This window comes from Streptomyces sp. NPDC101234, from assembly GCF_044767525.1.
GTDB lineage: Bacteria > Actinomycetota > Actinomycetes > Streptomycetales > Streptomycetaceae > Streptomyces > Streptomyces sasae.
This window is the reverse complement of the sequence record NZ_JBIWOA010000002.1, coordinates 596311-610351: the sequence shown is the minus strand read 5'-3', so window position 1 is coordinate 610351 and position 14041 is coordinate 596311. Positions and strand designations below refer to the sequence as shown.

Here is a 14041-nt window from a genome sequence, read left to right as displayed (position 1 = left end):
GGACCAAGCAGTGAGGAGAGACGAGACTTGAGGATCACTCCGTCCGCGCGAGTCCTGCGCATGCTGGGGGAGATTGAGTTCGACGAGTGGCAGTGCATCGCCGAGCTCACCGACAACGCCTTTGACGACTTCTCCGAGATCCTTCGTGCCGATCAGCCTTGGGCTGGCGGTTACAAAGTGAGTGTCTCGTTGCCGAGCAGCTCCATACGATCCTCCGACGCGCAAGTCGTTGTTTCGGACAACGGCCGCGGGATGAGCTACGAGACGCTGGAACGGTCCGTGCGTGCCGGCTGGTCCAGTAACAACCAGTTCGACAAGCTCGGTCTGTTTGGCATGGGATTCAACGTGGCGACCGCCCGACTGGGCCGCCGAACTCGTGTCCTGACGACACGTCAAGGTGATACCCAGTGGATCGGCGTGGAGATCGATCTCGACCGAATCGGTGATGACTTCGAAGCTGAGGACATCACCCTCCCCAAGAACGATCCCAACGAGCACGGCACTCGTGTCGAGATCAGCCGCCTCAACGATCGGCGTGCCGACTGGCTCCGCCGGAACGCCACTAACCTTCGGAACACACTGGGGCGCACCTACTCCTGGATCCTTGACAACAGGCCGTTCGAACTCTGGGTCCAGGGGGTGAAGGTCCAGCCTCGCCGGCATTGCCGTTGGGGCGAAAACCGCTACGTCACATACGGAAGCGGAGCGAACGCCGAGAGGATCCCGGCGTACATTGCCATCGACGAGAAACTGGCGGACGCTGAGGCATGCCTCGATTGCGGGCACTGGCAGACTCCCGGTAAGGGGATTTGCGAGCAGTGCGAAGGAAACCGACTGTCCAGGCGCGAACGTCGCATTCACGGCTGGCTCGGCGTACAGCGCCATTTGGATAAGCGAGAGTTCGGAGTTGATTTCCTCCGGAACGGCCGCAAAATCCTGCAGTGGGACAAGCAGCTCTTCACTTGGCATAACCCTGACGCTCCATTTGGAGCGGAAGAGCCGGAATATCCAATCGAGCTCGCCAACCAGGGTGGTCGACTCATCGGAGAAATTCACCTTGACCACGTGCCGGTGACCTACCAGAAAGATGCCTTCGAATACAGCGATCGCAGCTGGCGCTCGGCTGTAGAACTCCTTCGCGGAGCAGGGCCACTACAACCCAAGCGAGCGAAGCAACTAGAATACCCAGAAAACAATAGCCCTTTGGGGCTATTGTTTAAAGGATACCGTCGAAATCAAGTAGGAATCCGTTGCCTGATCCCCGGGGACGGGTCAAAGCCAATACATGCGGAAACAAGGCGATGGGCCGCGCTGTTCCATTCTGGTGATTCCGACTATCAGTCGGACCAGCGCTGGTGGGAGGCCATCCTCTATCACGAGGAGCGCAACAAGCAGGGGAAGCATGAACAGATCAAGCACAGCTCCCCCGAGCAAGCCGATGAGCAGATTGTCCTCGATGCGCTTGGCGTCCCTTCTGTGGCGGAAGCGCCAGCCGAGCAAGAACCCGAGATTGAATCATCGGAGGCACGTTCCCGAACAGAGCCAACCCCCAAAGAAACAACCCAAGAGCGTATCGCGAGGTACATGCGGTCATCCAGCGTTCTTCCTGAACTCACGCGTGAGTTTGGACAGTCACGGCTGGGGTTCCTCGCCATCGAAGCACGACGCATGACGTCAGATGAACTGTTGGACGATGATGGACGTCCTACACCCGTACTGCTTGTACAGGGTGCGGGAAGTACAGCGACTGCGTTCATTGACCTCAAACAAGAGATCTTCGAGATCTACGGTGCCGACCCTGCAGATCTGGTGCTATCGGAACTGGCATCCCTGCTCAAGGTTCGAGCCGACAGCACGTTGAGCCCCTCGCAAATCATCGCCATCTTGCGGGCGCATTCCTTGCCGGACAGCGCGTTGAGTCTCGAATCGGTACGGGCTGACTCGCGCGAGCTATTGAATGAAATCCGAAGCCGCATGGCAGGTGCAATTGATCAGGGCGATCCCACCGTGGCCTATCAGCACCTCGACACGGACGAGTACACGGCGACCGAAAGCGAGATGATCGCGAGAGGGCTCATCACCAGGACTAGCGAACTAGGAAGAGACGGAGAGTTCCTTCTCTACGTCCCGCCACTATTCCTTCCTAAACTCCTTGAGTCGGAACCTAGGTTGTTCATGGACGGCAAGGTATTTCGTGGCCCCTATGAATCGGTCTCCTCACCATCAGCCCGCCGCCTAAGCCTTGCCCGGGTAACGGGATATCTCTCAGACGTAGCCATGCTGGTCAGCCTGAACGGTGGTCTCGGTACGAACCAGCTGAAGCGAACCCGCATCAGCGTCCAACTCCTGAGCGACGAGGTGACGGTAGAGGAATGAGCAACAAAGGATTCCTGTCCGTAGACGCACTACTCGCCGGCGGCCCATACGGTCTCCCGCACGCCCTTGAACGAACTCTCTGGCACCTGGGATTCAATGACGTGCGGGTCGTCGATGGCAGTGGCGACGAAGGGGCTGATCTCCTGGCCGTACGCGACCGGGAGCAGTGGGTATTTCAGTGCAAATGGAAGAGTCGGGGGATGGTCGATCGGAGTGGCATCGACGACGCCGAGCGAGCGCGCACCCGGTACCGCGCAGACAGGACTGTCCTTGTCACAAATACGGGGCTGAACCGAACAGCGGAGGCACGCAGGCTGGCCCTGGCGAGTGTGGGCGTCAACATCACTGTATGGAATGGGCCGACATTGATCAGCATCTGGGACCGCATGCCCAGATTCATGCCCAGCCAGTACAAGCCACGCGACTACCAACGCACAGCGGTTGAAGAAATCGAGAAGGGGCTTTCGAGCACTGGCCGGGCCCTGCTCGTTCTGGCCACCGGCCTCGGCAAGACGGTTGTCGGGGGGGAGGTTATTCGTGGGTTCCTGACGAGTCGGCCAGCCGCCAAGGTCCTGGTCGTCGCGCACATGAAAGATCTGGTGGAACAACTGGAGCGAGCCTTGTGGCGGCACTTGAGCAAGGACACGCCTACTCGGCTACTCACGGGCGACACGAGACCGGATGCGTACGACGGGGTTCTAGTCGGGACGGTTGAGTCGGTCCTTGGAGCAGTGCAAACGGGATACAAGCCGGACCTTGTCATGATTGACGAGACGCACCACGTAGGTGAGAGCGGAAGGTTTGCACAGCTGCTGGATCTGTGTGGTGATGCGCTGACGTTCGGCGTGACGGCCACCCCCTGGCGCGGGGACAAGTTCGACATTACAGACCGCTTCGGGCCGGCGAGCTTCACGATGAGCATCGCTGAGGGCATGGCCGCCGGCTACCTCTCAGCCGTCGACTACCGCCTCTTCGTGGACAACATCGATTGGGTTGTCGTCAAGGAAGCGAGTGAACACGGCTACTCCATCAAGGAGTTGAACAGGTCCCTCTTCCTGCCTCAGCGAGATGAAGAGATCATCGATCGCTTCCGTGAGGCTTGGCGGACTACACCTGACCCACGCGCCATCCTCTTCTGTCAAACGATCGAGCACGCGGAGCGCATGGCGTCGCTACTGGCTGCCTCGGATGCTGCTTGGCGGAACGCGTCCTTCCTTCACAGTGGGATTCCCCGCCAACGCCGTCAGATCCTCCTCAACGAGTTCAGATTGGGGAGAGTACCCATCATCACGTGCGTGGATGTCTTCAACGAAGGTGTGGACGTACCCGATGTGAACCTCATCGGCTTCCTGCGTGTAACCCACAGCCGCCGCATCTTCGTTCAGCAACTTGGCCGCGGACTTCGCCTGAGCCCCGGAAAACGAGCGTTGAAGGTGCTCGACTTCGTGACTGACATCCGGCGAGTAGCTGCGACCTTGAACCTTCGACGGGCGCTTGAAGCTGAAGAGACAGAGAGCCTCCGGCTTCGGTCATCCCAGGGCTCTCGGATTGAGTTCAACGATGAAACCGTCGGGACCCTACTTGACCATTGGGTGAAAGACGCAGCGAGCCTAGAGACGGCTGCTGACGAAGTGAAGCTGCAGTTTCCACCTCGAGGGGGGATTCACTGATGACCAATGACGTCCCTAAAGAGATTAGAGAAAGTGTCAGCCGGAAGGTTTATGCACAAGCGCATGCAATGGACTGGACACGGTTGCCCGCCAACGAGCGTTCCGTTTTCTATGATCAGTGGGTCGATGATCCTGACATCGGCGGCAAGCTGATCCAGTACAGGGGAACCCCCTCTCGAGTGAGGCATTGGCTCAAAGACGGGCCGATGAAAGAATATGCCAGAGCAATGTATGGCGTCGGCGCATATTCATCATATGTGCCCGACCCGTCGGCAGGCGTAAATGCATTGATCGAGAAGGCTCTTGGAATTAACTGGGCACCTATCCCTGGAACTCAGAGGACTAAACCCCTTCGGGTCACCGTGACAAGTGGTGAAGAAGAGAGAAATTTCGCTTGGGTTGATGACGCAAAGCAACTCAAGCATCTGGTGTGGGCTGCTCTCCGGGCCGAGGCCAACGGTGATCCAAATTCCTGGGTTCTCTGTCTTGTCGAGATGTTCGAGGCACCAATCCCCGCAGAAGAGAAGGCTGAACACATTCGAATCGGTGACCGTGCAGGTCTCCTCGTCAAGCACGTGAATCTGGGGTGAGAGAACGGTGCCCGAGGATGACGACTGGGCTCATGAGGTTTGGTCTCTGCTTAGTGAGCGTGAGCGTGACGTTCTCGCGCGTCGACACAGTGGGCAATCGCTCGCCACTATCGGCGCGGTACATCGAGTAACCAGGGAGCGAGCACGTCAGATCCTCCTGAAAGCCGATCAAGAGTGCGCACAGCTCGCCGACATGTTCGGAGGGTCGTGGCGAGACCGTGTGCATGCCAGGCTGGATAATCGCCCAGCTGTCGCGGATAGCGAACTAGTTGAGGAGATCAGCAATTTCGATGGCGGAGCACTACGCAGTTCCTTGCTTCGCGCCATGGGATTGACGCACCCGAGCACTTGGGCTGGTGAACTCACTGACCTATGGACGATCAAGAAAGACGCACTGAGTGAAATCCTCCAGAAGCTCCTACTCCAGGCCCCCTATCACCCTGATGAACTCGAAGAAATCACAAGGACGCTCGGCGTTCCGGAACATACTCCGCTCGATCTAATCCTTGCTCATCCACGCAGCCCCTTGGCCAAGGCGCCCGATGGTTCCTGGCTGCGCCGTAACGCTCGCCACCGCGATGCGGCATACCTATGGCTATCCAAGCAAGGCGAGCCTCGCAGGGCCGACGAGATCCGCGAGGCAATCCAAGCTAAGAGCGATGCCGCCGTGCGTGAGGGACTTCGGCGCGACGAGCGATTCATTTTGCTTCGCGCTGAGCGCGTCTGGGCCTTGACGGAATGGCCACTCCCTCAAGGAAGTCATCACACAAACGCCTTGGACGCTGTACTTGAAGTGATTACTGAATGTGGCCCCATCACGCGCAAGGCCCTATTCGCAGAAGTCACGCAGCGCTACCCAGTCACACCTGCACGCCTATCACAGTGCTTGATTAGCAAAGAAATTGGTCGCACGCCAGAAGGTTTGATTGATCTCTCTGAGCGCGGTGCAACCCCAATGGAAGAAAAGGAACCTCGACGGCCGGACACCATGGCTGTTGACCCTTCCGGGAAGGTGGTCGGGGCCAGGCTTTCCGTCGATAAAGAGCTTCTCCGCGGGAGTGGCCTCATCGTGCATTCCTGGCTCACTTGGTACTTGGGTCTACGTCTCGCTCCGATGTCTAGAACTTTCACCTTCGATGATGGCGCGGGCGAACTGAGGGTGAGCCGTAACACAAGCGCGGCGCAACTATCCAGTATTAGGCAGCGGGTATTGTCATTGGGGATGGGATTTGGCTGCCATTTCGTAGTCCTCCTCCGCCTTGACGCTTCATCTGTCTCAATTCGCCATATCTGCGAGGAATGGGCCTGCCCATCGAAGCCTAGCCACGGCGGGTAATCTCGCTATGGCATACCGTCTGAGCTAGACGTCCTCTTCGTAACCGATCTTAGAAAGATCGAGCCATCTCTCGAAATGGACACCCTTCTCGAATTCCTCAATAATCATCCTGGAAAGGCGATTGGACTCAACGATGGACGGCGCCTCTATGGCGATGAACTCCGACCTTTCAGGGTCTACATGGAATGCGCAATCGTTTACGCTCAAGAGCGGCTTCAGCCATTTGGTACGCTGTTCGTCCAATGCGGCAAATACAACGGGCTGATGCGACCACGGATTCTGCACGAAGTGGCCGCGGCAGCTTGCGGCAGGAACTCCGCCTATCGCCGAAATTGCGTGCGTGAGGCCAGATACTCCCAATTCCAGCCCATCCAGAGGAGAAATGTACTCATCCGGATCCTCGGGAAGCTCCGAGAGGTAATCGATCAGTTGACGATACAGGTTACCTTCAAGCGAGTCGCCCACTTCGCCAGATTCCAGAAGCCTCGCAACTCGCTCAAACAATTGAAGAGAATCAGCTATGACATCGGTAACGCCGATATACTTCTCCTCAGTGGCAATAATATCGAACGCGGCCCTCGAGGAGACACCCAGAATCATCCAAACGTCCCGGAAAAATCCGATTCCTTCGTCGCTGGGTATGTCACCTTCGGATGGCATCCAGAATGTCGCCGAACGGGGTATTTCAGATGAATTGCCCGAATTGCCCCGCAGGATCATCCCGTCTCCCCGTTCGACCGTCATCACAACAAGGCTCAATGCTGCCTGTACCGGTCTCTTCTGGCAAGGATGGGTCACCCATCGGGATGATGGATTTAGCCATGGGCTACTTCGATATTCAGAACGAACTCTCCGCCGTTAGAGACCTGATATGCCCTTGAAGTCAGCAAGGGTTGAACAAAGGGCTCTCGCGCCTCATAATGTAATACGCCTGCCTGCATACTTTTGGCATCCGCTCCCGAAGTCAACGGGCTCCTTCAGTACGACGGCTCCAGCTTGGGGGCGGCCACGGCGACTGACGTCATACGACTCGGGCTGCGCCTGGACCTGCGGAAGATGCGCCAAGACCTCAGTCGTGCGACGACGCGCTTGGTTGGTGCCCATGCTGCGGACAGCGTGTGGTTACCGCTGGCCTGCCCCGTTCCGGAAGCTCGCCTGCCGTTGGAGGAACTTCGACGCCTTCTCGACGGCTGACCGCTTCCTCAGCCGCGGTCGTGGAGAGGATCTGGAGGAAGAACCCGCCCCTTTGCCCGTCGTCGGGACCGCTGCGGGGAGAATCGAGGTCGGTAGCGGCATCGACGGGGCGTACACGGCATGGACTCTTTCGAGTTGGGACGGCTGACGGATCACGACTTTGAGGTGGTCTGCCGCGATCTCTTCAGTGAGATCCTCGGCATCCCGCTGGAGATCTTCCCGCGCGGTCGGGACCGTGGCATCGACCTGCGGCACACCGACTCAGCCGGGACAACCGTCGTGCAGTGCAAGCACTGGCCACGCGCGGCCCAGAAGACGCTGATCGGGCGCCTGATCAAGGATGAGTTGCCCAAGGTCCGGGCTCTGGCACCCAGCCGTTACATCGTCGCCACGACGGTCGGCCTGACCGTCGACGGCAAGGAAGAGCTCCACAGCGCCTTCGGCCCGTACGTATGCGGCACCGGCGACCTGTACGGCATGGACGAGATCGTCGCCGAGCTGCTGCGTCGCCCGGGCCTGGTCCGACGCCATTTCCGGCTCTGGCTGAGCAGCACCGCCGTTCTCCAGACCGTGCTGAACCAAAACCAATACCTGCGCTCGTTGTGGCTTCGGAAGCGACTGCCGAGCGTCGCCGACACCTTCGTCCCGCACGAAGGCTTCGAACGAGCCCAGGAGCTTCTGGACACCCAGCGGGTCTGCGTCATCGCAGGCATCCCCGGGGTGGGCAAGACGACGGTGGCGCTGATGCTCGCGGCTTGGCTGATGGGCAACGGCTACGAGGTCCACGAGATCACCCAGGACGTCGACGAAATCGGCACCCTGTGGCGCGACGGCACTCGACAGGTGTTCCTCTACGACGACTTCCTGGGGCGTACGACCCTGGACGCGCCGTTGAACAAGAGCGAAGACAATCGTCTGTTGTCTGTGATTCGGGAGATCCAGGCGACGCCTGGCAAGGCACTGGTGATGACGACCCGCGACTACCTGCTGGAGCACGCCCGTCTCCGGCACGACCGGCTGGCGGAGCCAGAAGTGTCGGACGCGGTAAGCGTGATCCGGCTGACCGACCTGCATCGGCGTATCCGGGGCCAGATCCTCTACAACCACGTCCACCACTCCTCCCTCCCACCGGACGACAAGCGCCGGTTCGCCGATCCGGAGGTGTGGCGTCCGGTGGTCCGACACAAGAACTTCAATCCGCGTCTGGTCGAGGAGACCCTTCGGCTGTCCGTGCGCCGGGGCCAGGACGTCGCCGCAGCGATGCTGGAAAACCTGGACGACCCGCGCCGTGCATGGGAACGCATCGTCGAGAACGAGCTGACGGACGAGGCCGTCCACCTGCTCGAGGTGCTGTTCACCTTCGGATCCGTCGGCCTGGATGACCTGGAGAGGTCCTGGCGCTCGTACCGCAAGGAGATGGACCGGGCGGCGGACGGCAGAACGTTCCGCAGGGCGCTGCAACTGTCGGACGGCACGTTGGTCTCAGTCGAACAGGGGCAGGTGGCGTTCCACAACCCGTCGATCGAGGACTACGTCCGCTTCCACCTTGACGCCGGCCGAGCCCGCTTCCCAGAACTGCTCAAGGCGCTCATCCACGAGAGACAGGCGCACCGGATCATCGCCTCGGCCCGTATGGCCGACGGGACGGGCATCCTGGCCCGGCTGCGGGAGCACGAGCCGACTGTGGCCGCCCGCGTCCAAGCGATGGGGGACGACGTGAAGGCCCGGCTGTCGTATGAGGACGAGAGCCAGCCGACCCGTCTGGAGTGGGTGCTGGAGACGGCCGAGTTGCTGGACTCCGCGACGCTGGCGGCATACGTGATGCGGGAGGCGCTCCCCCCTTTCATCCAGTATGAACACTTCTCCCATCTGGAGAGCCTGGCCCGCTCATTCGATGCCAGCCCGTTGGTGCCGAACCCGTACGCCGTACGTTTTCGGGAAGAGGCGACCGACGCCATGCACAGCGAACTGCTGGAGAGCGTCGAGACCGGCGATTGGTACTGGTCCATCGCGCTGTACAACCAGCTGCGCCGGACACCGGCCAGGGCGTCCCGCGAAGAGGCGGCCGAGGGGCTGGTCCGAATCGCCTTGGAGGAGTTGCGCCGACTCGCCGCAGAACCCGAGCGCGAGCCACGTATCGCCTACCTGGAAAGGTTGGAGGTGCTCGTGGACTTCCTCCTGAAGCAGGGAGCCGAGGGCGAGCTGCCCGATGAGTTCGCCGTCGTGTCCGGCAGAGCCGAGCGCGTGTTCGCGCTCCGGGAAGCAGAGCGGGACGAGTGGCTCCAGAAGAACCAGATCCAGTGGGATCCGTCCGCACGTTCGGACGCCGCTCGCGATCACGTGCTGGTCACCGAACTGATGCGCAAGCTCGGCGACACACGCTGACCGCTGGGAGCCATCTGGGAGCCGACCCGCTCCCCAAGCCTCTTCCAGACCACCCGAGACCGCCCCACCCCAACGCCCTGATCAGGCAAAACAGCAAACCAGCCGATGATGATCACGCCCGAACCTCATTCGGGACGAAGAGGTCGTGGGTTCAAATCCCGCCACCCCGACGCTGGTCAGAGGCCAGGGAGTATCAATACTCCCTGGCCTTTGTCGTGCCTGGGGGGCCTAACGAATTGGATCAGGCTCCCGCGGTGATCTCTTCCGAGGCGGCCGCCTGCTCCCCTCTCCGATCTTCGGCGAAGATCACGTCCATGGCTTCGGCCCCCTGAGTGATCACGGGCCGGAGCTGCTTCCGGCAGCAGGGACACGAAGCTGTGCCGGAGCTCCCGAGGCGTCCGCTCCTGCTTCGGCAGAGTGATGGTCCGCCGGCTCTTCCGGGTCTTCGTCTCGTCGTGCTTGCGCGCCGAGCGCCACACCGCGACGTGGGCGGGATGCCGTCCTTCGTCTCCGGGGAAACGTGATCCCGGGTGACGGGCGTGCCCCCTCCGCGCGGACACCGCTCGGCAGCCAGACCACGAGACAGCGCGGTGTCGCTGATCGATCGCCGTGTTGCAGGCCGAGCGGGCCTCGTCGTACGCGTCCTGACACCGGCGGACCGTTCTGAGCCCGATTCTCAACAACCCTGCGGACAGGGGCAGGTGGGATCCTCGCCGGTTCCACAAACCCGTTGCTCCCGTATCGGAGGCAGGCACTAGAGTTCGATCCGTTGCGTGATGTTCACAGCAACCGTACAGAGAGCGCGGCCGGCCTCCGGACATCCGGGGCAGCGTGGCTGCGCCATTCCCGTGGGGGGAATTCAGCAGTGAGAACACGCTCTTTGGTGTCGGCGGCCGTGTCCGCCGCACTGGGCGCCGCACTCCTCGCCGCGCCGACGCTGGCGTACGCGGACGGCGGCCCCGGGCCGGACCCGGCGGCCACCGCGACCACGAACCCGACGACCGATCCCACGCCGTCGGACACGCCCACCAGCACCCCGTCCGACACTCCTTCGGACACCCCGCTCCCGTCCGGCACGCCCATCGGCGAACCGTCGGACACCCCGACCTCCGCCGATCCGACTCCGTCCGACCCGGCCTCCGGCGACCCGACGCCCGACCCGAGCAGCCACGCGCCTGCCGACGGCACCGGCGCCCCGGTGTTCGGCAACGTCGGCTCCGACCCTTCCGACGCCGGCTTCCTGACGGTCGCCGTTTCCTCCGGTTCGGCGGTCACCGAGGTGTCCGCCGACCTGACAGAGTTGCACGGAACGGCCCCGGCAACCGTCGCGGTCACCGGCTTCACGCTTGTCTCCGGCACACCGCAGGACGGCGTCTGGCGCTCGCCGCGCATGTCACAACTGCCGTCCTACGGCAGCTACGACGTGACGGTCAGTGCCCAGGACAGTGACGGCGACAACACCACGTCGGCGCACGCCACCACCGTGGACGTCGAGCCGAAGCCGGTCTTCGCCGACCGCAGCATCGGCCCCGACGTGCTCGACGTGGAGCACACGCACGTCACGCTCAACGGCCGCATCTCGCTCTTCGACCCGATCACCGGCGACACCTCGCCGCTGGCCGGCCAGGCGCTGAGCGTGGCGGCCGCGTACACCGGCTACAGCGCCGTCACCGCCGCCGACGGCAGCTACGCGATCGACGTGGCACCGAAGTTGAACGGCGACAACGCCACGTCCGTGCCGGTCTCCCTCTCCTTCTGGATCGCCAACCCCGACGGCACGAACACCTATGTGCTCGTCGACAGCAAGACCCTGCCGGTCGTGGTCAGCCCGAGCCGGATCCGGCTGGATCACTCCAGCGTCCAGATCAAGTTCGGCGCCAAGGCGTCCTCGTCCGGTGTCGTGGAGTACCTGTACGACGGCACCTGGCGCCCTGCCCAGGGCGTCGCGCTCGACATGGGTTACTACACAAAGACGACCAGCGGTACCGGCGGGCGCTTCACGCTCACCGACCCGTACATACCGTACGACGACGCCACGTTCACGGTCGAGACCAGCCTCGACAGCTACCTGGCCGACCCGTATCTGACGGCCTCGCACGCGCAGTTCAAGGTCGACGTCATCAACAAGACGAGCATCTGCTTCTGTTCGAGCTGGATCGACGAATACTCCGACCTGCACATCCAGGGCAGCATGACCGCCAGCAACGGCAAGGTGCCGCCGAACCACAAGCTGTACGTCCAGCAGTCGGCCGACGGCAAGACCGGCTGGAAGTCGCTCGGCTGGTTCACCACGAAGTCCGACGGCACCTTCGACCTCGACGGGTACGTGGCCGTGCCGAAGGGCTACTGGCGGCTGTACTCGGCGGGCTCGTCGGACTACCAGCCCGGCTACTCCAACTCCGTGCACTTCAACCGCACCGCCACCCGGATCACCGGTTTCAACGCCGGGCCCGAGCCGGTGCGCAAGGGCCACACCGTGACCACCGCCGGCACCTTGCAGCGGCTGAGCGGCACGAAGTGGGTGGCGTTCGGCAAGCAGCGCGTCTACATCCTCTTCCAGGCCAAGGGCAAGAAGTCCTGGACACAGTTGGGCTCCGTGAAGGCCGACTCGCACGGCCGCTTCACCGCCCGCTTCACCGCGAAGCAGGACGGCACCTGGGTCGGGGTCTACCTCGCGTCCGGCTCCTACGTGGACGCCGAGAGCTACCACGACTACGTGGACGTGCGCTGAACAGCCTCTGGTGACGACCACCACGAAGGGCGCCCCGGGAACCTCCGGGGCGCCCTTCCCCTTTACGGCCGCGCGGCTACGCGGCACAGCACAGGTCAGGGGGTGCGGAGACCGGTGGTGTACACGTCCGTGCGGTTCTGTGGTGCGCCGGAGTTGGTCTCGGTGAGCACCGGCCGTACTCCCTTGCCGTCTGCCGCCAGGCCTTGGTAGTCGCCGAGGAAGTAGCCCCCGGAGTACGGCGCCTGCAGCCAGTCGAAGATCCGCGAGATCCGTCGTTCGGTCCGGAGCTTCGGGTTTCCGTGCTGCAGCGTGGCCAGTTGGTAGGCGGTGGGCAGGGTGGTGGTGTTGCCGGGCTTGAGGAAGCGCAGGTCGTAGTAGGTGAGGGCGACCGTGCCCCGCTCGGCGACCGCGATCGACGGTGAGAAGGCCGGAACGCCCTTGGGGCTGATCAGCTCCGGGGTCCCCCAGGTGCGTCCGCCGTCGGTGGACCGCACAAGCTGGACGGCGTCGAACTTTCCACCGGAGAAGTCCGAGCCCTCGTAGGCCATGTACAGCGTGCCCGACTCGGGGTCCACGGCCGGGCTCGGCAGAGTGGTCCCGTCGCGCAGCAGTTTGGTGGGGTCGTTCGGGTCGACCTCCGGTACGGAGGTGTCCCGGGCCACGGTGACCGGGGCGCTCCAGGTCTCGCCGGCGTCGGTCGAGGTGACCATCTCGAAGCGGGCTTCGACGACGGAGCTCAGGTCGTCGGACTGGGTGATCCGGTCGAAGAAGTCGTACAGGGTGCCGGTGCGCCGGTCGACGACGATCACATGGCCGATGGTCTGGGTGTTGGGCACGGCGCTGGTGTCGACGAACGGCCGGGCCTTGCTCCAGGTGCGGCCGCCGTCGCGGGTGAGGGAGATGTAGCCGGGACCGTCGAGGGAGCTGGGGCCGGGCGGGTCGTTGTCGAGGCGGTCCCAGACCTGGTAGGCGGTGCCCTTGCGGATCGGGTCGGCGGTGAGCGAGGGCTTGTCGTTGAAGAACGGCTGCTCGTCGATGTGCGTGGTGGTGAGGTTCCGCCAGGTACGGCCGCCGTCGCGGGAGGTGGCTGCGAGGATGGCGGTGCGCGTGCTCTTCGTGAAGTCGACGCCCTCCCCGCCGGCGTAGACCGTGGCGTCGGGTCCGGTGCTCACCCAGGGGTCGGTGGCCCGTTCGTAGTCCGCGCCGCCGGGGGCGCACAGGCTGAACGGCAGCGTGCTCTGGTGGAAGGTGCGGCCGTCCGTGGTCCAGCCGGCCGCCAGGCCACGGGCGCCGCCGTCGCTCCAGCGGTCCTGCTGGAACACGGTGACCACGCGCCCCGGGTCGCGCGGATCGACGGACAGGTACGGTTCGACCTCGGTGCCCGGGTAGACGACGCTGTCGGGGGACCGCGCTCCGATGGTGCACTTCGCGTACGGGTCGCCGTGGGACACCTTGACCAGCGGTGGTGTGCCGTCGGGGTGCTGTTCCGCTGCGGCGGGTGTCGTGCCGGTGACCGTGCCGAGCAGAAGCGCGGCGGTGGTGACGGCGGTCAGCGGCAGGACTACGCGCATGCGGGATCTCCTCCGGGCCTGTCGGCCGGTGCCGGGGTACGGGACCGCCGTCATCGGGGCGGCCCGGGGCACGGAGGCGTACCGGATCGCGGGGGTGGGGCGACTCCGCTTGGTCCTATTCGGCGTTGCGGCCGGTGCCCTTGATGGGCCGAACGACGGAGTCGATCCCCCGGGGTCATCCCCAGGGG

At 63.0% G+C, this 14041-nt stretch carries 8 protein-coding genes and 1 pseudogene; 6 read left to right on the top strand and 3 right to left on the bottom strand.

What is annotated here, in order from left to right:
• Nucleotides 1-27: 27 nt before the first annotated feature.
• The 4 genes from ACIRR9_RS06055 to ACIRR9_RS06040 all read left to right on the top strand — a co-directional run bounded on the left by ACIRR9_RS06055 (nucleotide 28) and on the right by ACIRR9_RS06040 (nucleotide 5972).
• Nucleotides 28-2376 (top strand): ATP-binding protein, encoded by a 2349-nt coding sequence (locus tag ACIRR9_RS06055; protein ID WP_403748028.1) that lies wholly within the window; start codon nucleotides 28-30, stop codon nucleotides 2374-2376.
• Nucleotides 2373-4046: a DEAD/DEAH box helicase gene (locus ACIRR9_RS06050; RefSeq protein ID WP_403748026.1), complete on the top strand. Its 1674-nt coding sequence runs from the start codon at nucleotides 2373-2375 to the stop codon at nucleotides 4044-4046. Before ACIRR9_RS06055 ends, ACIRR9_RS06050 begins: the two co-directional genes overlap by 4 nt.
• A complete protein-coding gene (locus ACIRR9_RS06045) occupies nucleotides 4046-4636 on the top strand; it encodes a hypothetical protein (protein ID WP_403748025.1) in 591 nt (196 codons plus the stop codon). The genes ACIRR9_RS06050 and ACIRR9_RS06045 overlap by 1 nt, the downstream gene beginning before the upstream one ends.
• A gap of 220 nt (nucleotides 4637-4856) precedes the next feature.
• The gene (locus tag ACIRR9_RS06040) at nucleotides 4857-5972 is read left to right on the top strand and encodes an RNA polymerase subunit sigma-70 (protein ID WP_403748023.1); all 1116 of its coding nucleotides are present in this window, start codon (nucleotides 4857-4859) and stop codon (nucleotides 5970-5972) included.
• Nucleotides 5973-5996: 24 nt separating this feature from the next.
• Here ACIRR9_RS06040 and ACIRR9_RS06035 read toward each other — a convergent pair whose 3' ends face one another.
• Nucleotides 5997-6716: a hypothetical protein gene (locus ACIRR9_RS06035; protein WP_403748021.1), complete on the bottom strand. Its 720-nt coding sequence runs from the start codon at nucleotides 6714-6716 to the stop codon at nucleotides 5997-5999.
• A 233-nt stretch (nucleotides 6717-6949) separates the two neighbouring features.
• Nucleotides 6950-7096: pseudogene (locus ACIRR9_RS06030) on the bottom strand (IS5/IS1182 family transposase); the annotation flags it as partial.
• A gap of 190 nt (nucleotides 7097-7286) precedes the next feature.
• On the opposite strand from ACIRR9_RS06030, the gene ACIRR9_RS06025 reads away from it, so the two are divergent.
• The gene (locus ACIRR9_RS06025; RefSeq protein ID WP_403748019.1) at nucleotides 7287-9551 is read left to right on the top strand and encodes a restriction endonuclease; all 2265 of its coding nucleotides are present in this window, start codon (nucleotides 7287-7289) and stop codon (nucleotides 9549-9551) included.
• Nucleotides 9552-10416: 865 nt separating this feature from the next.
• Nucleotides 10417-12282, top strand: a complete 1866-nt coding sequence (locus tag ACIRR9_RS06020; RefSeq protein ID WP_403748016.1) for a hypothetical protein — start codon at nucleotides 10417-10419, stop codon at nucleotides 12280-12282.
• A gap of 95 nt (nucleotides 12283-12377) precedes the next feature.
• On the opposite strand, the gene ACIRR9_RS06015 is transcribed toward ACIRR9_RS06020, so the two are convergent.
• Complete coding sequence (locus tag ACIRR9_RS06015) at nucleotides 12378-13853, bottom strand: neuraminidase (sialidase) (RefSeq protein ID WP_403748013.1); 1476 nt, start codon at nucleotides 13851-13853, stop codon at nucleotides 12378-12380.
• Nucleotides 13854-14041 lie beyond the last annotated feature (188 nt).